Source organism: Panacagrimonas sp. (genome assembly GCF_965216805.1).
In the GTDB taxonomy this organism is placed as follows: Bacteria; Pseudomonadota; Gammaproteobacteria; order Nevskiales; family Nevskiaceae; genus Panacagrimonas.
The window spans coordinates 353,437-376,532 of the sequence record NZ_CBDCGN010000002.1 but is presented as its reverse complement, the minus strand read 5'-3'; the positions used below and the strand labels follow the sequence as shown (position 1 = coordinate 376,532).

At 65.4% G+C, this 23,096-nt stretch carries 24 protein-coding genes; 16 read left to right on the top strand and 8 right to left on the bottom strand.

Translation table 11 applies throughout. The features are described from left to right. Positions 1-200 precede the first annotated feature (200 nt). Positions 201-764, top strand: a complete 564-nt coding sequence (locus ACOOHP_RS01785; RefSeq protein WP_420464749.1) for a sigma-70 family RNA polymerase sigma factor — start codon at positions 201-203, stop codon at positions 762-764. A gap of 1 nt (position 765) precedes the next feature. Further along, positions 766-1,512 (top strand): anti-sigma factor, encoded by a 747-nt coding sequence (locus tag ACOOHP_RS01780; protein ID WP_420464748.1) that lies wholly within the window; start codon positions 766-768, stop codon positions 1,510-1,512. A 15-nt stretch (positions 1,513-1,527) separates the two neighbouring features. Here ACOOHP_RS01780 and ACOOHP_RS01775 read toward each other — a convergent pair whose 3' ends face one another. From ACOOHP_RS01775 to ACOOHP_RS01760, 4 genes are all read right to left on the bottom strand, one after another. Continuing rightward, positions 1,528-2,526 carry an NAD(P)H-dependent glycerol-3-phosphate dehydrogenase gene (locus tag ACOOHP_RS01775; protein ID WP_420464747.1) on the bottom strand — a complete coding sequence of 333 codons (999 nt, stop codon included), beginning with the start codon at positions 2,524-2,526 and terminating at the stop codon, positions 1,528-1,530. 12 nt (positions 2,527-2,538) lie between these two features. Next, positions 2,539-3,054, bottom strand: a complete 516-nt coding sequence (secB, locus tag ACOOHP_RS01770; RefSeq protein WP_420464746.1) for a protein-export chaperone SecB — start codon at positions 3,052-3,054, stop codon at positions 2,539-2,541. Between the two features lie 104 nt (positions 3,055-3,158). Next, a complete protein-coding gene (gene grxC / locus ACOOHP_RS01765) occupies positions 3,159-3,416 on the bottom strand; it encodes a glutaredoxin 3 (RefSeq protein WP_420464745.1) in 258 nt (85 codons plus the stop codon). 9 nt (positions 3,417-3,425) lie between these two features. Continuing rightward, positions 3,426-3,851: a rhodanese-like domain-containing protein gene (locus ACOOHP_RS01760; protein ID WP_420464744.1), complete on the bottom strand. Its 426-nt coding sequence runs from the start codon at positions 3,849-3,851 to the stop codon at positions 3,426-3,428. Positions 3,852-4,029: 178 nt separating this feature from the next. On the opposite strand from ACOOHP_RS01760, the gene ACOOHP_RS01755 reads away from it, so the two are divergent. From ACOOHP_RS01755 to ACOOHP_RS01705, 11 genes are all read left to right on the top strand, one after another. Continuing rightward, the gene (locus tag ACOOHP_RS01755) at positions 4,030-5,136 is read left to right on the top strand and encodes a murein hydrolase activator EnvC family protein (RefSeq protein ID WP_420464743.1); all 1,107 of its coding nucleotides are present in this window, start codon (positions 4,030-4,032) and stop codon (positions 5,134-5,136) included. 53 nt (positions 5,137-5,189) lie between these two features. After that, on the top strand, positions 5,190-6,524 hold the full coding sequence (locus ACOOHP_RS01750; protein ID WP_420464742.1) for a DUF1329 domain-containing protein: 1,335 nt from the start codon (positions 5,190-5,192) through the stop codon (positions 6,522-6,524). A gap of 47 nt (positions 6,525-6,571) precedes the next feature. Further along, entirely contained in the window at positions 6,572-7,072 is a 501-nt protein-coding gene (locus tag ACOOHP_RS01745) for a DUF4124 domain-containing protein (RefSeq protein WP_420464741.1), read from the top strand. Positions 7,073-7,089: 17 nt separating this feature from the next. Continuing rightward, complete coding sequence (locus ACOOHP_RS01740; protein ID WP_420464740.1) at positions 7,090-7,956, top strand: SDR family oxidoreductase; 867 nt, start codon at positions 7,090-7,092, stop codon at positions 7,954-7,956. Positions 7,957-8,095: 139 nt separating this feature from the next. Further along, positions 8,096-9,058 carry an IS5 family transposase gene (locus ACOOHP_RS01735; RefSeq protein WP_420464632.1) on the top strand — a complete coding sequence of 321 codons (963 nt, stop codon included), beginning with the start codon at positions 8,096-8,098 and terminating at the stop codon, positions 9,056-9,058. Positions 9,059-9,234: 176 nt separating this feature from the next. Continuing rightward, complete coding sequence (gene mscL / locus ACOOHP_RS01730) at positions 9,235-9,642, top strand: large-conductance mechanosensitive channel protein MscL (RefSeq protein ID WP_420464739.1); 408 nt, start codon at positions 9,235-9,237, stop codon at positions 9,640-9,642. 172 nt (positions 9,643-9,814) lie between these two features. Next, on the top strand, positions 9,815-10,972 hold the full coding sequence (locus ACOOHP_RS01725; RefSeq protein ID WP_420464738.1) for an NAD(P) transhydrogenase subunit alpha: 1,158 nt from the start codon (positions 9,815-9,817) through the stop codon (positions 10,970-10,972). Positions 10,973-11,035: 63 nt separating this feature from the next. Further along, positions 11,036-11,347 carry an NAD(P) transhydrogenase subunit alpha gene (locus tag ACOOHP_RS01720; protein ID WP_420464737.1) on the top strand — a complete coding sequence of 104 codons (312 nt, stop codon included), beginning with the start codon at positions 11,036-11,038 and terminating at the stop codon, positions 11,345-11,347. Between the two features lie 107 nt (positions 11,348-11,454). Continuing rightward, positions 11,455-12,873: an NAD(P)(+) transhydrogenase (Re/Si-specific) subunit beta gene (locus ACOOHP_RS01715; RefSeq protein ID WP_420464736.1), complete on the top strand. Its 1,419-nt coding sequence runs from the start codon at positions 11,455-11,457 to the stop codon at positions 12,871-12,873. Between the two features lie 220 nt (positions 12,874-13,093). Beyond that, positions 13,094-14,521: a mannose-1-phosphate guanylyltransferase/mannose-6-phosphate isomerase gene (locus ACOOHP_RS01710; RefSeq protein WP_420464735.1), complete on the top strand. Its 1,428-nt coding sequence runs from the start codon at positions 13,094-13,096 to the stop codon at positions 14,519-14,521. A 20-nt stretch (positions 14,522-14,541) separates the two neighbouring features. Beyond that, the gene (locus ACOOHP_RS01705; protein ID WP_420464734.1) at positions 14,542-15,897 is read left to right on the top strand and encodes a phosphomannomutase; all 1,356 of its coding nucleotides are present in this window, start codon (positions 14,542-14,544) and stop codon (positions 15,895-15,897) included. An 86-nt stretch (positions 15,898-15,983) separates the two neighbouring features. On the opposite strand, the gene ACOOHP_RS01700 is transcribed toward ACOOHP_RS01705, so the two are convergent. From ACOOHP_RS01700 to fabR, 4 genes are all read right to left on the bottom strand, one after another. Next, positions 15,984-17,273 carry an OmpP1/FadL family transporter gene (locus ACOOHP_RS01700; RefSeq protein ID WP_420464733.1) on the bottom strand — a complete coding sequence of 430 codons (1,290 nt, stop codon included), beginning with the start codon at positions 17,271-17,273 and terminating at the stop codon, positions 15,984-15,986. Between the two features lie 222 nt (positions 17,274-17,495). Continuing rightward, positions 17,496-17,984 (bottom strand): GFA family protein, encoded by a 489-nt coding sequence (locus ACOOHP_RS01695; RefSeq protein WP_420464732.1) that lies wholly within the window; start codon positions 17,982-17,984, stop codon positions 17,496-17,498. A gap of 52 nt (positions 17,985-18,036) precedes the next feature. Then, positions 18,037-18,651: a pyridoxamine 5'-phosphate oxidase family protein gene (locus ACOOHP_RS01690; RefSeq protein ID WP_420464731.1), complete on the bottom strand. Its 615-nt coding sequence runs from the start codon at positions 18,649-18,651 to the stop codon at positions 18,037-18,039. Positions 18,652-18,709: 58 nt separating this feature from the next. After that, positions 18,710-19,378 carry an HTH-type transcriptional repressor FabR gene (gene fabR / locus ACOOHP_RS01685; RefSeq protein WP_420466929.1) on the bottom strand — a complete coding sequence of 223 codons (669 nt, stop codon included), beginning with the start codon at positions 19,376-19,378 and terminating at the stop codon, positions 18,710-18,712. Positions 19,379-19,614: 236 nt separating this feature from the next. Between fabR and ACOOHP_RS01680 the strand changes: the two genes are divergently transcribed. The 3 genes from ACOOHP_RS01680 to ACOOHP_RS01670 all read left to right on the top strand — a co-directional run bounded on the left by ACOOHP_RS01680 (position 19,615) and on the right by ACOOHP_RS01670 (position 22,964). Beyond that, positions 19,615-20,718, top strand: coding sequence for a ferredoxin reductase (locus ACOOHP_RS01680; protein ID WP_420464730.1), 1,104 nt, complete (start codon positions 19,615-19,617; stop codon positions 20,716-20,718). A 110-nt stretch (positions 20,719-20,828) separates the two neighbouring features. Further along, positions 20,829-21,983: a fatty acid desaturase family protein gene (locus ACOOHP_RS01675; RefSeq protein ID WP_420464729.1), complete on the top strand. Its 1,155-nt coding sequence runs from the start codon at positions 20,829-20,831 to the stop codon at positions 21,981-21,983. A 135-nt stretch (positions 21,984-22,118) separates the two neighbouring features. Further along, positions 22,119-22,964 (top strand): AAA family ATPase, encoded by an 846-nt coding sequence (locus tag ACOOHP_RS01670; RefSeq protein WP_420466928.1) that lies wholly within the window; start codon positions 22,119-22,121, stop codon positions 22,962-22,964. The last annotated feature ends 132 nt before the right edge of the window (positions 22,965-23,096 follow it).

Sequence of the window (23,096 nt, the reverse complement as noted above, 5' to 3'; positions counted from 1 at the left end):
GGCCCGCTGCGCCGCGTTTCCCGCGCAGCGGACCGCCGTCTGCTGCATCATCGTTCCCGTGCTGTAACCATCGATCAGGGACTTGGTGCGACCATTTGCAACGTCGGTCCGAACCCGGCGCACTGGCGTGCGGAGCAACATTGCCCGCCACGCACACGCGGGCCCGCTATCATGTCGTTTGGAGGACGAGAACGAGCCGAATGGCCGATTCACAGGAACTCACCCGACTATTGCACGCGACCGCAACGGGCGACCGGCGGGCGTTTGCGGAGCTTTACCGCGAGTCCAGTTCGCATCTGTTCGGATTGCTGCTGCGTATGCTGCAACGTCGCGATTGGGCGGAAGAAGCTCTCCAGGATTGCTACATCAAGATATGGCAAAAAGCGGAAACCTACGATGCGGAAAAAGGTGCCCCGCTTACCTGGTTGCTCAGTGTGGCCCGCTATCGCGCGCTCGATCTGCTGAGAATGAAGCGGCCGGAAGTGGAGATGCCCGACGGCGACGACGACTTCTCGCTACCGCCGCTGACCCTGCACGACGAGGCCGAGGATCCGATGGCTCGCGCCGTCGAGGGTCAGGGCATCGCGCGCATGGAAGCCTGTCTGCGCGAACTGCCCAAAGAACAGCGCGACGCGCTGCTGCTGGCCTATTACGAGGGCTATACCCACCAGGAACTGGCCGTGCGCTTGAAAGCACCGTTGGGCACCGTCAAAAGCTGGGTGCGCCGCGGCCTGGCGCGCTTGCGCGACTGCCTGGACGAGTAACGTGAACTACCGCTCGCCACGACTCCAACAGATGCTCGCCGCCGAATACGTGGCGGGCACCCTGACCGGCGCCGCCCGCCGCCGGTTTCGGCGCCTGCTCGCCGAAGACCCGGTGCTGCGCGCCGAGGTTCGCTACTGGGAGGCACGCTTCGACGACCTCGGCATATTCGAGCCGGTGCCGCCGCGCATGCAGGTATGGGCGGAAATCGAACACCGCGTGCGCGAGATGGACGGCAAGGTGGTGCCGATCACCGAGCAGCGACGTCGTGCCAACTTGAGTTTCTGGCGCCTGTGGGCCGGCTTCGCCACCGCCGCTTCGCTGGTCATGGCGCTGCTGCTGCTGCGCCAGTTCATGCCGGCTACGGTCACACCCGAACCGGGCCCGCGCATCGTCGAAGTCAAGGTACAGACGCAGGCCTACGTCGCCGCGCTGAGGCTGCCCGAGGAAGAAGCGCAGTGGACCGTCAGCATCCTTCCGGATACCCGCGCGGTACGCGTGTTGGCCAACGGTCCGGCCAAGCTGGGCTTCGACCAGGATTACGAACTCTGGTGGCTGGGCGACGAAGGCGTGGTGTCGCTGGGCCTGCTGCCGCGCCAGGGCGCCTGGCAGATCGCGTTGCCGGCGCAGGTGCGCGTACGACCGAGTGGCCGCATCGCCGTCAGCCTGGAGCCCGCTGGCGGTTCTCCGGCAAAAGATGGTCCCAGCGGGCCGGTGCTGGTCGCTACGCCGCTGGTGCCGTCGGTCTGAGTCCGGCCCCAGGACCTACTCGGCCTCGGCCCGCGACGGGCGTGTGGCCAGATTCTTGACCGCCTGCACCGGCGTGATGCGGCCCTCGATCAACTCCACGACCTGCTCGGTGATGGGCATGTCCACCTGCAGGCGACGCGCCAAGCGCAGCACTTCCGGCGCCGCCTTGACGCCTTCCACCACCTGTTGAATTTCGGCGATCGAATCCGCCACGCTCCTGCCCTGCGCCAGCAACAGCCCCATCCGGCGGTTGCGCGACTGGTTGTCGGTACAGGTCAGGACCAGGTCGCCCATCCCGGCCAGACCCATCATCGTTTCGGGACTCGCGCCCAAGGCTTCGCCCAGGCGCATGATCTCGGCCAGACCGCGGGTGATGAGCGCTGCGCGGGTATTGGCGCCCAGGCCCATGCCATCGGCGATACCGACGGCGATGGCCATCACGTTCTTCGCAGAACCGCCGATTTCCACCCCGACCACATCGACCGAGGTGTAGGCGCGAAAGCCGTCGCCGTGCAGGGCCTGCGCCACCAGATCGGCGAAGGCCGGCGTGCGCGACGCCACCGTCACCGCGGTGGGCAGCCCCATGCCCATCTCCTTGGCAAAGGTGGGTCCTGAAACCACCGCCAGCGTCCGGGCAGCGCCCAGCACGTCGGCCACCACTTCGTGAACCAGAAGGCCGCTGCCAGGTTCCAGGCCCTTGCAGGCGCAGGCCAGGCCTTGCTCAGGATTCAGCATCGGCTCGATGCGGATCAGGGTTTCGCGCAGAGCGTGGCTGGGCACCACGACCAGCAGATGGGCACTGCCCTGCACCGTGCCCGGCAGGTCGGCGGTGGCCGTCAGCGAGGCCGGGAAATGGCATCCCGCCAGATAGCGCGCATTGACCCGCGCGTCCTGCATGACCGCAATTTCGTCGGCATTGCGCCCCCACAGACGGGTCGGCGTGCCGCGACGGGCCAGCTGGATCGCCATGGCCGTGCCGTAGGAGCCGGCGCCGAGCACCCCCAGCTCGATCATGGCGTCAAGACCTCAGTGCGTGGCCGGTGCCGCGGAGGGGTCGGTGATGACGGATTTGGATTCGGCACGCTGGCGCGCCAAGTGCTCCAGATACAGGGCCTCGAAGTTGATCGGCTGCAACAACAACTGCGGGAAGCCGGCCTTCTGCACGAAGTCGCATACCGCTTCGCGGGCGAACGCGAACAGCATGCTTGGGCAGTAGCCGCCGAGAATTGCGCCTTTTTCCTGAGGATTGTCGAAGCCGCGCACCAGAAAAATGCCTGCCTGCTGCACTTCGACCAGAAACGCGGTGTCGTCGCCGGTCTTGGCGGTGACGGTAACGGTCAGGACGACATCGAACAGATCATCCTTCATCGGCTTCATCTGGGTGCCGACGTTGACGTCGATCTGCGGTTGTACATTGGTGGCGAAGATCTGCGGTGCCTGCGGCACCTCGATGGACGCGTCCTTGACGTAGATCTTCTGCAATAGAACCTGTCGGTTGGGCTTTTGCGCGCCGTTGCCGGCAGCGGCGTTTTCTTCAGCCATGGGTGATTTCTCGTGGCGGGGCAGGGAAAGAATCCGATGCTCGCGGATGAATCGCGAGACGTCGAAGCGGGCGCAAGGATACCCGCTCGGAACCGCTGCCGCCCTCAGCTTCCGCGCAGCAAGGGGTCCAGCTGGCCGGCCCGGTCCAGTGCGTACAGCTCGTCGCACCCGCCGACGTGGGTATCGCCAACGAAAATCTGCGGCACCGTACGGCGCCCGCTGACGCGCATCATCTCTTCGCGCCGCGCCTGGTCTTCGTCGACGCGGATTTCCTCGAAGCGCACGCCCTTGCCGTCGAGCAGACGCTTGGCCATCACGCAGTACGGACAAAACAGGGTGCTGTAGACGCGAACGGCGTTCATGGCATCGCTTTATTTCGTGGTCACCGGCAGGTTGTTCTGCAGCCAGGCGTTGAGCCCGCCCCGAATGGGGTAGACCTCGGTGAAGCCCAGCTTCTTGAGCCTGGCCACCCCATCCGTGCTGGAAACGCCCATCGCGCAGTACACCAGCACCGGCCGGCTACGGTCCTTGCCCAGCTCGCCGACGCGATCCTCCAGCTTGGCTAGCGGCAGGTTGACGGCGTTGAGCATGTGGCCTTTCTTGAACTCGCCGAGCGGACGAAGATCGACGATCAGGGGCTCGCGGTCGTTGATCATGCGTACCGCTTCCAGCGCGGTCAGGCGCTTGCCACCGGTGAGGCTGCCGTGCACCTCGTTGGCAACCAACAGGGCCAGCACCACGACGAACGCCGCAAACAGCGGAATGTTGTTACCGATGAATTCGATGAACTGCTGCATGGTTGTGGACCGATCGTTGCGGTGACGCGAAAAAACGGAGCGCGCAGCATTGCCGGCTGCGAAAGGCGTACGCGACGTGACACCATCGCGTATGTCGATTATCGCATCGTGCGCCCGCCGACGCCGAACCCATCCTTGCGCCGCGAGCCGGATCGCTCTGCTCTGCTTTGCAATCCTCGTGCCGACGGCGACGCTGGGCGATACCGAATCCCAGCGCCGCGAGTCCGAACTCAAGACCTTGCGCGCGCGCGTGGCCGAACTGGATCGCGAGCAGGCGGGCGACCGGCGCCATCAGGACCGCTTGCGCCAAGACATTGAGGCTGCGGAAAAGGCGCTGTCCGCCGCGGCCGCCGCCCTGCGTCTCGCGCGCGCCGAGGTTGAGGCGCAACAGCAGCAGGTACGCGCCGCCCAGGCCGAGCAGGACAAAGCCCTGCAACAGGCCGAAGCCCGCCGCGACGACCTCGCGCGGGCTCTGCGCGCCAGCTACATGGCCGGCAACCCCGGGCGCCTGCAGATGCTGTTCCGCCAAGGTCCGCAAGGCGGGATGGAACGCCTGGACGCCGACACATCGACCCTGGCCGGTGCGCTGCAGGAACAGGTGCGCGATCTGCTTGCCACCATCGAGCAGCTGCGCATCGCCGAAGCCTTCCTCAAGGAAGAACAGGCCGGGCTGGAGACCAAACAGCAGCAGCAGCAGGCGCGATTAGGCGAGTTGCAGGCGGCGCAGAAGGCGCGGCGCACCCAGCTCGAGGCGCTGCGCCAACGCACCGTCAGCCGCGACACCGAAATTGCGCGCGCGCGCGCCGAGCAGGGGCGCGTCGAGAAGCTGCTGGAGAGCCTGCGCCAGGCGCTGCGCGATTCGCCCACCATGAAATACGAACGCGGCGTGCCGTTCAAGAGCCAGCGCGGACGCCTGCCATGGCCGCTACGCGGCAAGCTGCTGGCCGGCTTCGGCAGTCCCAAGGGCGGCGGCCCGCTGACCTGGAACGGCTGGTGGATCGAGTCCCCGGCCGGCGCCCCGGTGCGCGCGGTGGCCGACGGTCGCGTGGTGTACGTCGGCTGGGTGCAGCGCTACGGGCTGCTGGTGATCGTCGATCATCCCGGCCCTTATCTGTCGCTTTACGGCCATTTGCAGGAATCCGCGGTGGAAGTCGGCGAAACGCTGACCGCCGGCAACTCGCTCGGAACCGCCGGCAACAGCGGCGGACAGGATCGCAACGGCGTCTACTTCGAGATTCGGCAGGGAACCAATGCCGTCGATCCGCGTTCTTGGCTCAAGCGCTGAAATCTGCTGCACTATCGAGTTTGACCCCCTCCATTCCACCAACGAGGCTGGAAATGCGGCTGCACGCTTGTTTGATTTTTCTGTTCGCCACCCTGCCCGTGGCCGCCAAGGTCACCGAGCGCGAGGCCAGCCAGCTGCGCGCCCGCCTGACGCCGATGGGTGCCGAACGAGCGGGCAATGCCGAAGGCACCATTCCCGAGTGGCGCGGCGGCCTGACCGCACCGCCACCCTGCCACGTTGAAGGCAACCGTTACTGCAACCCCTATGCGGACGACCAACCCTACGCCGTGATCAACGGCGATACCCTGGAGAAGTGGCTGGATTTCCTGTCGCCGGCGCAGATCGAGATGGTGCGCGAGCATCCCAGCTTCAGCATGCCGGTCTACCCGACGCGGCGCAGTTTCGCCAATCCCGGGGCGGTGTACGAGGCGGCCTATCGCAACGCCATCGGCGCCAGCCTGCTGCCGAGCGGCAACGGTGTGCGCGACGCAGCCACCGCGGTGCCCTTCCCCATTCCCAAGGACGGCGTGGAGCCGATCTGGAACCACAAGCTGCGTTATCGCGGCACCGGCTACAGTCGCTGGGTGACACAGGCAACGGTCACCCAGTCCGGCGGCGCGCACGTGCTGCGAATGCGCGAGGACGTCGGCATGCCGTACGCCGGACCCGAAGGCGCGGTCGAGGACGGCATCGCGCTGAAATGGCTGCAGGTGGCGCTGCAGCCCGAGCGCATAGAAGGTTTTCTGAGTCTGATCCACGAACCGGCCAACTTCGACGCCCAGCCGCAGAAGCTGTGGCGACAATTGCCGGGCCCGCGTCGCATGCGGCTGGAGAAGACCTACGGCTACGACAGCCCCGCCATTCTGTCCGAGAACCTGCGCACCGACGATCAGCTCGACACCTACTTCGGCAGTCCCGAACGCTACCTGTGGCGGATCGCCGACAAGCGCGAGATGGTGGTGCCGTACAACGCCTACGCCGCCCACAGCGGGCGCGTGAACCTGCGCGAGCTGATCCGCCCGGCGCACCTGAACCCGGCGCTGACACGCTACGAGGTCCATCGCGTGTGGGTGATCGAGGCCAGCCTTAAGCCCAACGCCACGCATCGCTACAAGCGCCGTACGTTCTACATCGACGAGGACAGCTGGCAGATTCTGATGGTCGACCTGTACGACAACCGCGATCGTTTGTGGCGCTCGCAGGAAGTGCACACGATCATGGCCTACGACCGCGCCACGCTGATTCCAGCCGTGGAGGTGTCCTACGAACTGGGCACCCGACGCTATCTGGTCCTGGGCATCGACGAGGGCGATCCGGAACGGGTCGAGATCGCGTTCGACCCCGAGCGCTTCACGCTCTCCGGTGCGCGCGATCAGGCGCCGCGCTGAGCTGACGTTATGATCCCGGTCGCACCTTGGTGGAACCGGAGCCCTGCATGAAGCCTGTCATCGTTGCGTTGCTGCTGGCCCTGGTGCCCAGCCTGCATCCAGGACTGGTGCCACCTGCCGCCGCTGCCACCGTGTACCGCTGGGTGGACGCCAATGGCCAGGTTCACTTCGGTCAGGTGCCGCCCCGCGGCACCGCCTACGACGTTATCGAAGCACACGGCGCGCCGCGCAGCAGCGCCGACGAGGGCGCCGGGGCCGCGCCCGCAGCCAGCGAACCCAGCATGCAGGAGCGCACCCGCCAGTTCCTGCAAAGGCGCGAGGCCGAAAACAAAGCGCGCGAGGAAGCAGAGGCCAAGGCCAAGCAGGAAAAGGAAACCGCGCAGCGCAAATGCCGAGAGGCACGCGATCGCGTGGCGTTTCTGGAAGAGCGCACGGCGCGGCGCCTGGTGATCCCGGCCGACGACGGCAATCTCGCGCGCATGGAAGAAGACGAGTTCATGCGTCGTCTGAATGCGGCCAAGGAACAGGCCGACACCCATTGCCGCTGAGCGGACGGCCGATCCGCATGCGTCCGCTGAAGAATCTGATCGTCGGTTGCGGCGACATCGGACTGCGGCTGGCGGCGCGGCTGCAGCAGGCAGGCGAGCCGGTCACCGGCGTGGTGCGGTCGCCGTCCAGCGCCGCACGGCTGCGGGCACAGCGGATCGACGCGCTGACCCTGGACCTCGATCACCAGGCGCCTGCGGACGCCGAACAGGTTTACTGGCTGGCACCACCGCCAAGCACGGGCGACCGCGATCCGCGCCTGCAGCGCTGGCTGCACGGGCTGGCGTCGTCACCGCGCAAGATCGTGTATCTGTCCACGTCCGGCGTTTACGGCGATTGCGAGGGTCGCTGGATCGACGAAGACGAACCCCTAAAGCCGCAGACCGACCGCGGCCGCAGGCGGCTCGATGCCGAGCGGATGCTGGCCGCTCTGCCGGCCAACGGCAGCAGCCGCTACTGCGTCCTGCGCGTCCCCGGCATCTACGGTCCGGGCCGGCTCCCGGTAGAGCGACTGCGCCGCGGACTGCCCGTGGTGCGCGATGTTGACGACCCCGCGCAGCGACGCTGGACCAACCGCATTCACGCCGAAGACCTGGCCGACGCGGTGCTGGCGGCGATGCAGCGCGGAAAGCATGCGGCGGCCTACAACGCCAGCGACGGCCACCCCAGCACCATGAGCGACTATTTCGGTCGCTGCGCACGCCTGCTGGGCCTGCCGGAACCGCCGCAGGTGTCGCTGGACGAGGCGCGCAGCGCGCTCAGCCCTGCCTTGCTGTCATTCCTGGAAGAGTCCAAACGCCTGCGCAACAACCGCATGCTCGAAGACCTGCACGTGCAGCTGCGCTACCCGGACATCGCCAGCGGCCTGCCCAGTTGCCTGGCCTGAGCGGCCCCGGACCCTGCGTTCACGCAGGTTCGCGACGGGCCCGGCGCGCTGGCCAGACTGGCTAGGGATTCTCTGATTTACCTCTCGAAGTTGCACGCTGTTTGCGTTTCAATCTGGAACGGACAGACGGATGACTTTGATGAAGCAACAGAGCCTGGGCAGTGGATTTGAGAAGTACGCGCGCACGACCAAGCGGGCGCGCTTCCTGGAGCAGATGGACTCGGTGATGCCGTGGTCCTCGCTGTGCGAGGTGATCGAGCCGTATTACTTCAAGGATACCGGCAGCGGCGGACGGCCACCGATAGCACTGGAGCGGATGCTGCGGATCTACTTTCTGCAGCAGTGGTTCGATCTGTCGGACCCGGCGGCCGAGGAGGCCTTGTACGACTCGGCGTCGATGCGCCGTTTTGCGGGGATTGACCTGGGCCTGGAGGCGCCGCCGGACGAAACCACGATCTGCAAGTTCCGCCACCTGCTGGAGCGCAACACCCTGGGCAAGCCGCTGTTTGACCAGGTCCAGCGCTACCTTCAGGAGCAGGGCTTCAAGATCAGCAAAGGGACGATCGTGGATGCCACGATCATTGGCGCGCCGAGTTCGACCAAGAATCAGCAACAGCAGCGCGATCCCGAGATGCACCAGACCAAGAAAGGCAACCAGTGGTACTTCGGCATGAAGGCGCACGTGGGTGTCGACAGCCGGACCCGGCTGATTCATTCGGTACAAGCCACGGCGGCGAACGTGGCCGACTGCCGGGTATTGCCGGAACTGCTGCACGGCCAGGAGACGCGGGTGTGGGGTGATCAGGCGTATCGCGGTCAGGGCAGCGTCATTCGTGAGAAGGCCCCGCAGGCGCTGGATTTCACCAACCGGCGCTACCGTCTCAAGGGCGTCATCGACGAATCAGAGCGGGCGAAGAACCGGACCAAGTCCAAGGTGCGCGCCAAGGTCGAGCACGTCTTTGCGGTGATCAAGCTGCGCTTCGGTTTTACCAAGGTCCGCTACCGCGGTCTGGCGAAGAACCTGCACCGGCTGCAGGTGACCTGCGCGCTGGCCAACCTGTACCTGGCGCGCGCTCAATTGATGAAGCTGCAGCAGGCGTAATCCGCCTGCTGCACAGCGATTGAGGCCGAAAGGCCAAGAAACGAGGCATCCGAGGCGATCCAAGCACCCATAATTCGGATTTCTTATCGGCTTGGGGCGCCAGTCACCAGGTAAATCAGAGAATCCCTAGAATCCACCCGCCCCATCCAGGGCAAAAAAACCGGGAAAACAAAGCCATGAGCATGGTCCAGGAATTCAAGCAGTTCGCAATGCGCGGCAACGTGGTCGATCTGGCCGTCGGCGTCATCATCGGCGCCGCCTTTGGCAAGATCGTGTCTTCCCTGGTCGGGGACATCGTGATGCCGGTGTTGGGCCTGATCATCGGCGGAATCGATTTCTCGGAAATGGCCATCACGCTCAAGGCCGCCGAGGGCGACACCCCCGCGGTCCTGCTGGGCTACGGCAAATTCATCCAGGTCACTTTCGATTTCGTCATTGTCGCGTTTGCCGTCTTCATGGTGATCAAGGCGATCAACGCTGCCAAGCGCAAAGAGGAAGCGGCGGCAGTACCGCCACCGCCGCCGCCCGGACCCAGCAACGAGGAAAAGCTGCTGACCGAGATCCGCGACCTGCTCAGAAAGTAGCCGCGGAGGAACCGGGCTCACCAGGACTCTGGAGCCGGCCTGCGGATAGCCGGTCGCCCTGAGCCGGCGCGGCTTGGATTAAACTCCTCCCCCCTAAACGGGTAACGGCGCTTTCACAATAGGGTCCGGCCCGCAGTCCTCATCATCAAAACTTCCGGGAAGGGATCACCGCATGCCGGTCAAAATCGCCGTGCTCAAGGAGACCGCGCCACGCGAGAAGCGCGTCGCGCTGGTTCCCGTCGTCGCCGACAAGCTCAACAAGCTCGGGGCCGAGCTGCACATGCAGGCAGGCGCCGGGCTGGCGGTGAAGCTGCCGGACAGCGCCTACAAGGCCGTGCATTTCGCGGCCAACCCACTGGGGCTGGTCTCGGACGCCGACATCGTGCTCGCAGTGCAGCCGCCCTCGTCCGACGTGGTGGACGCGATGAAGGAAGGCGCGATCCTCATTTCCTTCGTCTATGCGCACAAGGAGACCGCGCTCACCGCCAAACTGCGCGACCGCAAGATCACCTGCTTTGCGATGGAGCTGGTGCCGCGCATCACACGTGCGCAGGCGATGGACGCGCTGTCCAGCCAAGCCGCGCTGGCCGGCTACTACGCCGCGCTGCTGGGCGCCACGCAGCTCGCGCGAATTCTTCCCATGATGACCACGGCGGTGGGTTCGATCCGGCCGGCCAAGTGCCTGGTGATGGGCTTGGGCGTGGCCGGCCTGCAGGCCCTGGCCACCGCACGCCGCCTGGGTGCGATGACCGAGGGTTACGACGTGCGCCCGGAAACCAAGGAGCAGGCCGAGTCGCTGGGCGCGAAGTTCGTCGACACCGGCGTCGATGCGCGCGGCCAGGGCGGCTACGCCCGTGAGCTCACCGCCGAGGAGAAGGACAAGATCGCCGCGGTGGTGACCAAGCACATTCAGGCCGCCGACCTGATCATCACTACCGCCGCCATCCCGGGCCGCCCCTCGCCGAAGCTGATCGGCAAGGCGCAGGTCGACGGGATGAAGGCGGGCGCGGTGATCGTGGATCTGGCGGCGGAAGGCGGCGGCAACTGCGAATACACGGTGCCGGGCGAAACCACGCAGGTCGGCCAGGTCACGATCTGTGCGCCGCTCAACGTGCCCAGCCTGCTCGGCGAACATGCCAGCGAGCTGTATGCGAAGAATCAGTTCAATCTGATCGAACTGTTCGTCAAGGAAGGTGCGATCGGCATCGACTGGGAGGACGAGGTGCTGGCCAAGGCCTGCCTGACGCACGCTGGCGAGATCAAGAACGAGATGGCCAAGAACGCCGTCGAAACCACTGGGAATCGGGAATCGGGAATCGGGAATCGCTGAGTCGCCGACGCATCCGTTTTTCCGATTCCCGATTCTCCATTCCCGATTCCCGGAGCTTCTCTAATGGAATACACCACCACCATCCTGACCGGCTTCGTCGCCCTGTACATCTTCATGCTCGCGGCCTTCACCGGGTACGAGATCATCGGCCGCGTGCCCTCGATCCTGCACACGCCGCTGATGTCGGGCTCCAACTTCGTGCACGGCATCGTGGTGGTGGGCGCGCTGTGGGCGCTGGTCAATGCGTCGAGCACCTTGGAACAGGTGATCGGCTTCTTCGGCGTGCTGCTCGGCGCCGGCAACGCGGCCGGCGGCTACGTGGTGACCGAGCGCATGCTCGAAATGTTCAAGCCTTCGGACAAGAAGAAGACGTGAGGCGTCAGGGGTGAGGCGTGAGGCGCAAACCGCGCCGCCTGCCTCGCCATGAGAACGCCTGACCCTCGACACCTCACGCCTTGCGCCTCACGCCTCACGGAAAACCCATGAACGCAGCCCTCATCATCGACGCCAGCTACTTTGTCGCCGCGTTTCTCTTCATCTACGGCTTGAAGCGCATGTCCTCGCCGGTCACCGCGCGCTCGGGCATCGTCGTCGCCGGCTGGGGCATGGTGGTCGCAGTGGTCGCCAGCTTTCTTTACACGCTGGACGTCAACGAGGCCGCCCGCCCGCATCTGACCACCAACATCGTCCTCGCGGCCATCGCGCTAGGCGTCGGCCTGGGCTGGGCCTGGTGGAGCGGCAAGAAGGTCGCGATGACCGCGATGCCGCAGATGGTTGCGCTCTACAACGGCATGGGCGGCGGCGCAGCGGCGGCCATCGCCGCGATCGAGCTCTACGGCTACAAGACTCATGGCCACATCGTGCTCACCCTGGCGGTGCTCGGCGGACTGATCGGATCGGTGTCGCTGTCCGGCTCGCTGATCGCCTGGGCCAAGCTCGACGGACGCATCGAAAAGACCCTGCGACTGGCCGGCCTGCAACTCATCAACGGTACCTTTCTGGCGGTGACCGCAGGTCTGGGCGCCTGGATCATCTACAACGGCGGGCAGGTCGGCGCGCTGGAAATCACCATCTTCTTTGCCATGGCGCTGGTCTACGGCGTGATGATGACCATGCCGATCGGCGGTGCCGACATGCCGGTGGTGATCTCCTTGTACAACGCGTTCACCGGTCTGGCCGTCGGCTTCGAAGGCTATGTGATCAACAACCCGGCGCTGATGATTGCCGGCATGGTGGTGGGCTCGGCCGGCACCTTGCTGACCTTGCTCATGGCCAAGGCCATGAACCGCAGCGTGTCGAATGTGCTGTTCTCCAACTTCGGCGCGGCGGGCGACGAACAGCAGGGCGAGATCAAGGGCAGCATGAAGCCGGTCGATGCGGGCGATGCCGGCATCAACATGCGCTACGCGCAGAAGGTCATCATCGCGCCCGGTTACGGTCTGGCGGTGGCGCAGGCGCAGCACAAGCTCTACGAGTTCGTGAAGATCCTGCAGGCCAACGACGTCGACGTGAAGTTCGCCATCCACCCGGTCGCCGGCCGCATGCCCGGTCACATGAACGTGCTGCTGGCGGAAGCCGGGGTGCCCTACGACATCATCTACGACATGGAAGACATCAACGGCGAGTTCAAGGAAGCCGACGTCGCCATCGTCATCGGCGCCAACGACACCGTGAATCCGGCTGCGCGCACCAACAAGAGCAGCCCCATCTACGGCATGCCCATCCTCAACGTCGATCACGCCAAGCAGGTCTACGTGGTCAAGCGCGGTCAGGGCAAGGGCTACTCTGGAGTGGAGAACGAACTGTTCTTCGCGGATAACACCAACATGGTCTACGGCGACGCGCAGAAGGTGATGGTGTCGATGATCCAGGCCGTCAAGTCGCTGGACGGCGGACATTGAGCGAGTCGCGGCTCCGACCTCACCAGGACAACACCGCCATCGTTCGTGACGGCGATGCCCAGAAGGTGATGGTGTCGATGATCCAGGCCGTCAAGTCGCTGGACGGCGGACATTGACCGGGTTCACCTTTATCCGGCTTTCGATCGCGCCCGCCATTTCGCGGGCGCTTCTTTTTGCATAGTCTGTGCCCGTGACTCTTCGCCACTCCGAAGGACCCTCCATGACCGTCGTTCCCGTGCTGATGGCAGGCGGATCCGGCACGCGGCTGTGGCCGCTGTCGCGGGCGCATTACCCGAAACAGTTCCTGCGCTTGCTCGATCACGACAGCCTGCTGCAGGCCACGGTCAGGCGCGCACAGCAGATCGACGGCGCGGTGGCACCACTGGTGATCGGCAACGAGCGTCACCGCTTCATCATCGCGGAGCAGTTGCAGGAGCTCGGCCTGGAACATCCCGGCATCCTGCTGGAGCCGGAAGGCCGCAATACCGCACCGGTGGCGGCGGTCGCTGCGCATCACGTCGCGAAACTTTACGGCGACGACGCCATCGTGTTCCTGATGGCCGCGGACCAGACCGTGACCGACGTGGCGGCGTTTCAGGCCAGCGCCGGGAAGGCGGCCGGGGCCGCCGCCGCGGGCCGGCTCGTCACTTTCGGCATTCAGCCACAGCGCCCGGAAACCGGTTTCGGCTACGTGCACGTGGGTGCGCCGCTAACGGTGGTGCCGGGGGCATTCGAGGTCTCCGGCTTCTTCGAGAAGCCGTCACTGGACAAGGCGCAGCAGTACCTGCGGGAAGGCGGCTACTACTGGAACGGCGGCATGTTCATGTTCAAGGCCGGTACCTTTCTGGCGGAGCTGCAGACGCTGGAACCGGACATGCACTCGCACGCGCTAGCTGCGCTGGACGGCGCCACCCGCGATCTGGACTTCCTGCGCCTGGACGCCGAATCGTTCAAGGCCTGCCGCAGCGACTCGATCGACTACGCGGTGATGGAAAAGAGCCGCAACATCGCGCTGGTGCCGCTGGATGCGGGCTGGGATGACGTCGGCTCGTGGTCATTCCTGGGGCTGACGCCGGCTTCCGACGAGCACGGCAACCACGTCCGCGGCCAGGGCCTGATGGAAGATTCGCACCGCAACCTGGTGCAGGCACGGCGACGCCTGGTGGCGATGCTCGGGGTCGACGACTGCGTGGTGGTGGAGAGCGACGACGCCATCCTGGTGGCGGCGCGCGATCGCGTGCAGGACGTGGGCAGGCTGGTCAAGCGCCTGCAGGCCCTGAAGCGCCCCGAGGCCGAATCGCTGCCGCGGGTGGCACGCCCCTGGGGACACTATGAAACCGTGGCATTGGGTGACCGTTTCCAGGTCAAGCGCATCACGGTCAAGCCCGGGCACAAGCTGTCGCTGCAGATGCACCATCACCGTGCCGAGCACTGGGTGGTGGTGCGCGGCACCGCGAAGGTCACCTGCGGCGAGCGCGAATACCTGGTGAGCGAAGATCAGTCCACTTACATTCCGCTGGGCACCACCCACCGGGTGGAGAATCCCGGCAAGGTGCCGCTGGAAATGATCGAAGTGCAGTCCGGCGCCTACCTGGGCGAGGATGACATCGTGCGCTTCGACGACGTGTACGGTCGCAGGGCGGAGTAATTCCCGGAGAACATTCGGTCATGAGCTGCTTCAAGGCCTACGACATCCGCGGCCGCGTACCCGACGAGCTGAATCCGGGCCTGGCCTACCGCCTGGGCATGGCCTATGCCGAACAGTTCGAACCGCGCTGCGTGGCGCTGGGTCGCGACGTGCGACTGTCGTCCGAGCCGCTGCTTCACGCGCTCGCGCACGGGTTGATCGCACGCAAGGTGCGGGTGCTGGACCTCGGGCTGGCCGGCACCGAAGAAGCCTACTGGGCCGCGCAGCAGCCCGGAGTCGACGGCGCCATCGCCATCACCGCCAGCCACAACCCGATGGACTACAACGGCATGAAGCTGGTGCGCGCCGGCGCCATTCCGATCTCGGGGGACAGTGGGCTGCGCGAGCTGCAGTCGCGCACGCTGGCGCAGTTCGGGAAGCCCCCGTCGACGGTGCCACAGATGCAGCCCACCGACTTTCGACCCGCCTACGTGCAGCACCTGCTGGGCTACGTCGACCGGGCTGCGCTCAAGCCCCTGAAGATCGTGGTCAACGCGGGCAATGGCGGTGCCGGCGCAGTGATCGACGCGCTGGCCCCGCATCTGCCGTTCGAGTTCGTGCGCGTTCATCACCAGCCCGACGGTCGCTTTCCCAACGGCATTCCCAACCCGCTGCTGCCGGAGATGCGTGCCGATACCGTGCGCGCGGTGCGGCAAAGCGGTGCCGCGTTTGGCGTGGCCTGGGACGGCGACTTCGACCGCTGCTTCCTGTTCGACGAGCGTGGCGAGTTCATCGAGGGCTATTACATCGTCGGCCTGCTGGCGCAGGCGCTGCTCGCCAGGGAGCCGGGCGCCAAGGTCGTCCACGATCCGCGCCTGACCTGGAACACCATCGAGATGGTGCAGGCTGCCGGCGGCATGCCGATTCAATCCAAGACCGGCCACGCCTTCGTCAAGGAGCGCATGCGGGCCGAGAACGCCATCTACGGCGGCGAGATGAGCGCGCACCATTATTTTCGCGACTTCGCCTACTGCGACAACGGCAACATCCCCTGGCTGCTGGTCGCCGCGCTGGTCTGCGTTAGCGGTCAGCCGCTCAGCGCGCTGGTGGCCGAGCGCATGGCGCGTTTCCCTTGCAGTGGCGAGGTGAACCGGAAAGTGACGGACGTCGCGGCGACCTTGGTCGCGGTCGAGGCGCACTACGGCGACGAGGCGGCGCAGATCGATCGCACCGACGGCCTGGGCATGAGCTTTGCCGACTGGCGCTTCAACCTGCGTGGCTCCAATACCGAGCCGGTGATCCGCCTCAACGTGGAATCGCGCGGCGATGCGGAACTGATGCAGGCGCGTACCGCCGAGTTGATCGGGTTGATCGGGTTGATCGAGTCGCGTGCCTGATCCGGGGACAAGGTTTCGACCGTGGCACGTGCGGATCGCAGCGACCGCGACGGCGAAACCGGTCGCCATCGCGATGTCGATACCCCCTACCAACTGCGGCTGAGCTGCAGCGTCAGTGCGACCACGCCGTAGTCCTCGCGCGAGGGCCCGAAGGGCTGTTGCGGGTTGTTGTAGTCCACCGATTTGTAGGGCTGGTATTGCAGCGCGGTGCCGAATTCCCAGCCCTTGCCAAACCGGCGCGTCAGGCCCAGGTCAAGCTCACCATCGGCGGTCAGGTTCAGCACCGGCGTGAGGGTCTGCGCGGGGATGGGGTTGTCGGCAATGTTCACCCCCACGCGCAGCACGGTCTTGTCGTCCCAGTCGTAGGCCAGGCCCACACCGACGACGTACTGGTCCCGATGGTCCAGCGCCTGCGTGATCTCCACCACCGCCGGTGCATCGCCGTTTCGCGGCCGCGTCGCGCGCAGTCGCGCGTCACCCAACGCGCCGGACCAGTCCAGCCAGGTGACCTCGGCCGCCAGCAGCCAGCGTGGATGGAACTGCCAGGCCAGGCCGACGCCCAGCTCCTGCGCCAGCGCGAAGCCATCGACCTCGGCATCCTCGTACTTGACCCTGCCCAAGCCGATATCCTCGTAGTTGACCGTCAGCGTGCCACCTTCGAGCTTGATGTCGGTTTCGCTGGCCCAGCTCGCGCCCAGGGTCAGCTCGGGTGTGACCCGGTACTGCAGTCCCAGGCGGCCGTTGAAACTGACCCCGTCGGCGCCGTCCAAGCGCAGGCCGAAGAATCCGGCATCGGCGTCGGACGTATCGGGAAACACCTTCTGTCGCGTTTGCGAGTAGCTCAGGTTCAGGCCTGCGCCCAAGCTCAGTTGTTCGCTCACCTGCCAGCCGATGCCGGTGGCGATCTTGGTGATGCCGAGCACTGCCGAGTATTCGTCGGTGGTGCCGAACGCGGTTTGCAGCGTCTCGTAGGTGACGCCGGTGCCGCCGGAAACGAACAGACCCAGGCCGAACACCAGGTCCGGGTGCGGCGCGCGACGCGCGTAGGCACCGTTGCCGAACAATCCGAAGGGGTTGTCGATCTTGTCGTTATCGTTGAAGGCGTCGGTGTGCGCGTAACCGAAGGTGTAGAACGGCACCAGCGAGCCGTCGAAACGCTGCGCGGCAATCTGCGTCAGGCCGGCCGGATTGATGTTGACGGCGTTGCTGTCGCGCGACATCGCGATGTCGGCACTGCCCAGCCCCAACGACTCGGCACCGAAGCCGACCAGGTTGAGACCGTTACTGGCACGCGCATCGGCGGCCATCGCGAGCAGTGCCGCCATTGCTGGCCGGCCCAGGCCGCAGACAAGGTTGCGGCGGATGCGCGTGCTCAAGGTGTCCTCCGGGGCTGTCGTTTTGGTTATGCCCCGCGCTGCAACTCACCGGGCCGGGCCGCCCTCGATTATCCCGGTGTCCGCTGCGGCGCGGCATTGGGGCAGCCCCGCGCGGACATCCGCGCATGACTGCAGCGCTGACAACGCAGCGGATGCTTTTCGCAGCGCACGACGCGGCTCAGGCCGCGGGCGCGCGGGACCGGCTGCGGCAGGCAAAAGCCATCACGATCCCAGGCCGACCCGCTGGTGCCACTCGGCTAGCGACTCCGTTGGATACTCGTCGAACTTCAGGTCCTTGCGACCGGCCCGCACCTTCACCCAGTTGGCCTTGGAGGCGAGCAGGATGTGGGTGACTTCCGGCGGCACCGGCAGCTCGGTATCGATCGCCGAGGCATGCGGATGCACCAACTCCGGCCAGGTCGGATCCCACAACCACAAGGGGCTGCCGCAGTGCTTGCAGAAATGACGCCGCGCGGCGCTGCGCTTGCGCTTGCCGGTCCCGGTCTCGGCGATCATGGCGCGATACACCGACAGGTGCTTGCGGCCCTTGACCTTGAGTGTGGACTTGTCGCCGCCCAGGTTGATGCCGTAGCCACCCGAACCGGAGGTCTTGCGGCAGATCGAGCAATAACAGCGCATGAACGGCACCGGGCTGTTCGACTCCAGCTTGAAGCGCACGGCACCGCAGTGACATGAACCTTGCAGTTTCATTCCTCGTTTTCTCCGGGCAGAGGGCGGCCGGTTGCGCGGCTTCGACCCATGATCAACCGGCGTCGCGCTGCGCCAGTTGCTGTTCCAGTTCGGCGATGCGCGATTGCAGCGGCGCCATTGCATCGCGCACCTGCGCTTCGGTGAATCGCCGCGCGATGTGCTGACTGCAGTTCCAGTCGAAGGCCTGGACCTCGACGCGCGCGACCCGCTCCATCGACGCACGATACGGATACGGACGCAAGGCCTCCACCAGATCGGCGTCGGCGTCGGCCACGTCCTGCATGCGCAGGCGGCCCATGATCTTCAGCCGCAGCCGGTTCGGGTAGTCCATCAGGAACAGCGAGACGCGATCGTTGCCCGCGAGGTTGCCCACACTGATGTACTGGTTGTTGCCACGAAAGTCGGCGTACGCCAGTTGCCGCGGATCGAGCACCTTGAGAAACCCTGCCGGTCCACCCCGATGCTGCACATAGGGCCAGCCGGTTTCGCTCACGCTGGCCAGATAGAAGCTGTCGCGTTGCGCGATGAACGCCGTCTCGCGTGCAGTCAAGGCATCGTTGGGCCCGAAGTCGCTCTGCATGCGCTGATTCTGCAGGCGCGTACCGTAGTGTTCCTGCGCGCGCTCCACCGCGGGTGTGAAAGCAAGTTCGGCGTAGCGATGCGACACGGCGGCAGCTCTCCGTCACTGGTGGAGGTCGACGGACCGAAGCCTAACGCAGCCGGGCTCAGGCGGCCGATGTCGTTGTCGGCACCCGCGTGCCGGGCTTCCACGCCAGCGCGCCCAGAATCACCACGCGCATCTGATCGGTGAGATGCTGAGCCAGGGCGCCCTTGGCATCGGGGTGGTGGGGCGGCAGTTCCAGCAATTCGCCCAGCGCCGACACCACCGTGTTCACCAGCAGGCTCGCCATCATCTCCAGGTCGTCGCGCGGCAACTGGTTGAAGTGGGGAAAGCGGGCAAAGTCGGCGGCCAGATCCACCACGAAGCCGCGGATCTCGCGCGCGATGGCTTCACGCAAGGGCTTGCTCCCGCCGTAACGTTCCCGGGTCAGGAAGTGAAACGCGGGCCGGTTGGCCTCCACGTAGAGCAGAAAGGTGCTGACCGAGGCCGCCAGCATGTTGTCGCCCGGCGCCTGCGTGGTACGCGCAGCACGGATCAGTCTGCGCAACTGCTGGCAGGTCTCGTCCACCAGCGCCAGCCCCAGCTCGTCCATGTCGCGGAAATGGCGGTAGAACGAAGCGGGGACGACGCCGGCGTCGCGCGTCACCTCGCGCAGCGACAGGCTGGCGAAGCTGCGGCCGCCGGCGACCTGATCGATGGCGGCCTCCAGCAGCGCCTGTCGCGTTTGCTGCTTTTTTTCGTCGCGTATCGCCATGATCGCGCAGGCTAGCATCACGGATGTTCAAAAGGAAAAATCAATGTGCTCATGTAGATGAGGGGCTCCTCTCGCCGTTCGTCGGAACTTCAGTGAACAATTGTTGACTCATTTTCGGGCTTCCGGCATTGTGTGAACACTTGTTCACTCAAATGGAGCTCCCGATGGCCTCGCCACTTACCCGCCCCACGAGCACTGATCTCGCGCCGCGAGACCTTGGCCCCTCGCCCGCTCAGCGGGAGAGGGGAGGACCGGTGGCGAAGGCCAACGGTGGGCTGAGAGGCGCAGCGCAGTTGCTGCGTCGCGCACTCGGCCCGATGGACACGGCGGTGTTCGACTTCTGGGCCCGCGAGTTCGGCAGCCTGGCCAGCCGCGAGCGCGTATTGGCCCGCGTCATCGCCAAGCGCGATGAATCCGCTCGCGCGGTGACCCTGGAGCTGCAGCCCAACAAGCGGTTCCAAGGTTTCAGCGCCGGTCAGCACGTCAACCTTACGGTCGAGATCGACGGTCGCCGCCACACGCGCAGCTACAGCCTCACCGGCACGCCGCGCGCTGATGGCAGGGTCAGTCTGACTGTGCAGAAGGTCGAAGGCGGCCTGGTGAGTACACATCTGTTCGCCGAAATCCAAGTCGGCGACATCGTCGAGCTGGGCAGCGCGTTCGGCGAGATGACCCTGCCGGAAGTCCTGCCGGGCCGCCTGCTGTTTCTGGCCGCCGGCAGCGGCATCACCCCGCTGATGAGCCTGACGCGCGAACTGGACCGTCGCGGCATGCCGGTCGAGACCACCCTGATCTACTGGGCGCGCCACCGCGCCGACCTGTGCTTCCTGCCGGAGCTGCGTGCGCTCGCCGCGCGCGAACCGAATTTCAAGCTGCGCATTGCGCTGACTGGCGACGCCGTCACCGGCAGCGACGAGCTGCGCGGCCGCCCTTCGGCCGAGCTGTTTGCCGACGCGGTGCCGGAACTCGCGAACCAGACCGCGTATGCCTGCGGACCGGCCGGCTTCGTGCAGCAGATCGAGAACCTCGTGAAGCCGGTTGCGCGCAGCTTCCAGTCCGAAGCGTTCACCCCGCCGACCTTCGAGCCGGTTGTGGGCACGCAGACCGTCACCCTGATGCTCGCCAAGAGCAACCGCGTGCTGACCGTGAAGACCGGCGAGCCGCTGCTCGCCGCGCTCGAAGCGCAGGGCGTGAAACCGAAGTACGGCTGCCGCATGGGCATCTGCAACACCTGCGCCTGCGGCAAGCGCGAGGGCCTCACGCGCAATCTCAAGAACGGCGGCGACTCCGCCGACCCGGAAGCCAACCTGCGCATCTGCATCAGCAGCGCGCAGTCCGACCTCACCCTGGACCTGTAAGCCAAAACAATTCAACGCAAAGGCGCAAAGGGCGCAAAGAAAAAAGGTTTCAAGCAGTTCCTTTGCGGCCCTTTGCGCCTCTGCGTTCAACCATTTTCCGGAGCACTCCTATGAGCAACACCCCTGACCGCAAACTCTCCCCCGCCGAAATCGAAGCCTTCGGTGCCGAACTCGACGCGCTGCGCGCGCGCACCGTCGCCGACCTCGGCGAAGTCGACGCGAAGTACATCAAGAACATCGTGCGCACCGTGCGCTACACGGAAGTCGCCGGTCGCGGCCTGCTCTACGCCGGTTTCTTCCCGCCGGCCTGGATTGCGGGCAGCGCGCTGCTCGGCTTCTCGAAGATCGTCGAGAACATGGAGCTGGGCCACAACGTGATGCACGCCCAGTACGACTGGATGAACGATCCCGAGCTCAACGGCCAGACGTACGAGTGGGACACGAGCTGCACCAGCGACAACTGGCGCAAGACGCACAACTACGAGCACCACACGTACACCAACGTGATGGGCAAGGACCACGACATCGGCTACGGCGTGCTGCGCCTGTACCCCGAGCAGAAGTGGGAACCGCGCTTCCTCGCCAACCCGCTGATGGCGCTGATCCTGATGGCCGGCTTCCAGCACCTGCTGGCCTTGCAAAGCCTGGAGCTGGAGCGCGTGGTCGGCGCGAAGAGCAAGGACGCGCGCAAGCAGGAACTCGCGCGCGTGAAGAAGGACATCAAGCCGATCTGGAAGAAGATGCGCAAGCAGCTGTTCAAGGACTACGTGTTCTTCCCGGCCACCGCGGGTCCGTTCTTCCTGCCCGTGCTGACCGGCAACATCGCCGCCAACCTGATGCGCAATTTCTGGTCGTCCGCGGTGATCTACTGCGGCCACTTCACCGAGGACGCCGAGGTGTTCCCGCTGGAGTCGCTGGAAAACGAGACCCGCGGACAGTGGTACCTGCGCCAGATGCGCGGGTCGAGCAACTTCACCGGCAACAAGCTCATGCACATCATGAGCGGCAACCTGTCGCACCAGATCGAGCACCACCTGTTCCCGGACATTCCGGGGCGCCGCTACGCCGAGATGTCGGTCGAGGTGCGCAAGATCTGCGCGAAGTACGGCCAGCACTACAACAGCGCGCCGATGGCCAAGCAGTTCCTCGGCGTGTGGAAGCGCATCTTCCGCGAGGCGCTGCCGAGCCGGCCTGCGAAAACGCAGGCTGCGGCGGCAACGATCGGGGCCGTGCGCGAAGAAATGCCGGAACTGATGGCGGCCTGATCTGCCACGCCTGAGATTCCGCGATGCCGCGTATCCGACACCGGGTCGCGGTATTCGTGCTTTCCGCCACATTTCAGCGGGCCCGGGCGCATGTCCATTAAACTCGACGCTTTCCACTACCGCCGAGACCGCGCCGTGCGCTTCCAGGGTACTGATAATTATGTTGCCACCGACGACCTCAAGATGGCCGTCAACGCTGCCGTCACCTTGCAGCGCCCGCTGCTGGTCAAGGGTGAGCCGGGCACCGGCAAGACCCGGCTGGCGCAGGAAGTCGCGCAGCAGCTCGACATGCCCTACTTCGAGTGGCACATCAAGTCGACGACCAAGGCGCAGCAGGGCCTGTACGAGTACGACGCGGTGTCGCGCCTGCGCGACTCGCAGCTTGGCGACGAGAAGGTCAAGGACATTGCCAACTACATCGTCAAGGGCAAGCTGTGGGAGTGCTTCGAGGCTGGCAAGCGCCCGCTGCTGCTGATCGACGAGATCGACAAGGCCGACATCGAGTTCCCGAACGATCTGCTGCGCGAACTCGACCAGATGGCGTTCTACGTCTACGAGACGCGCCAGACCGTCACTGCGACCAACCGGCCGGTGATCATCATCACCTCGAACAATGAGAAGGAACTGCCGGACGCCTTTCTGCGCCGCTGCTTCTTCCATTACATCCGCTTCCCGGACAAGGACACGATGCAGCAGATCGTGGACGTGCACTTCCCGGACCTGAAGAAGAACCTGGTCAAGGAAGCGATGGAGGTGTTCTTCGGTCTGCGCGAGCTGCCGGGCCTGAAGAAGAAGCCGTCGACCTCGGAACTGCTGGATTGGCTCAAGCTACTGCTGGCTGAGGACATCGATCCTTCCGTGCTGCGCGAGGCCAGCACCAAGAAGAGCCTGCCGCCGCTGTACGGCGCGTTGCTCAAGAACGAGCAGGACGTGCACCTGTTCGAGCGCATCGCCTTTATGGCGAGGCGTTCGAGTCAATGATGAGCAACGAACGAATCGCCTTCATGGCGCAGCGTTCGGATCATTGATAGATCCCGGCTAGCGTAGCGACCTGCACCCGGGCTCATCGCACCGGACAGACAGCGTCGCCTGGCACGTCGGCCGCGCATTTAT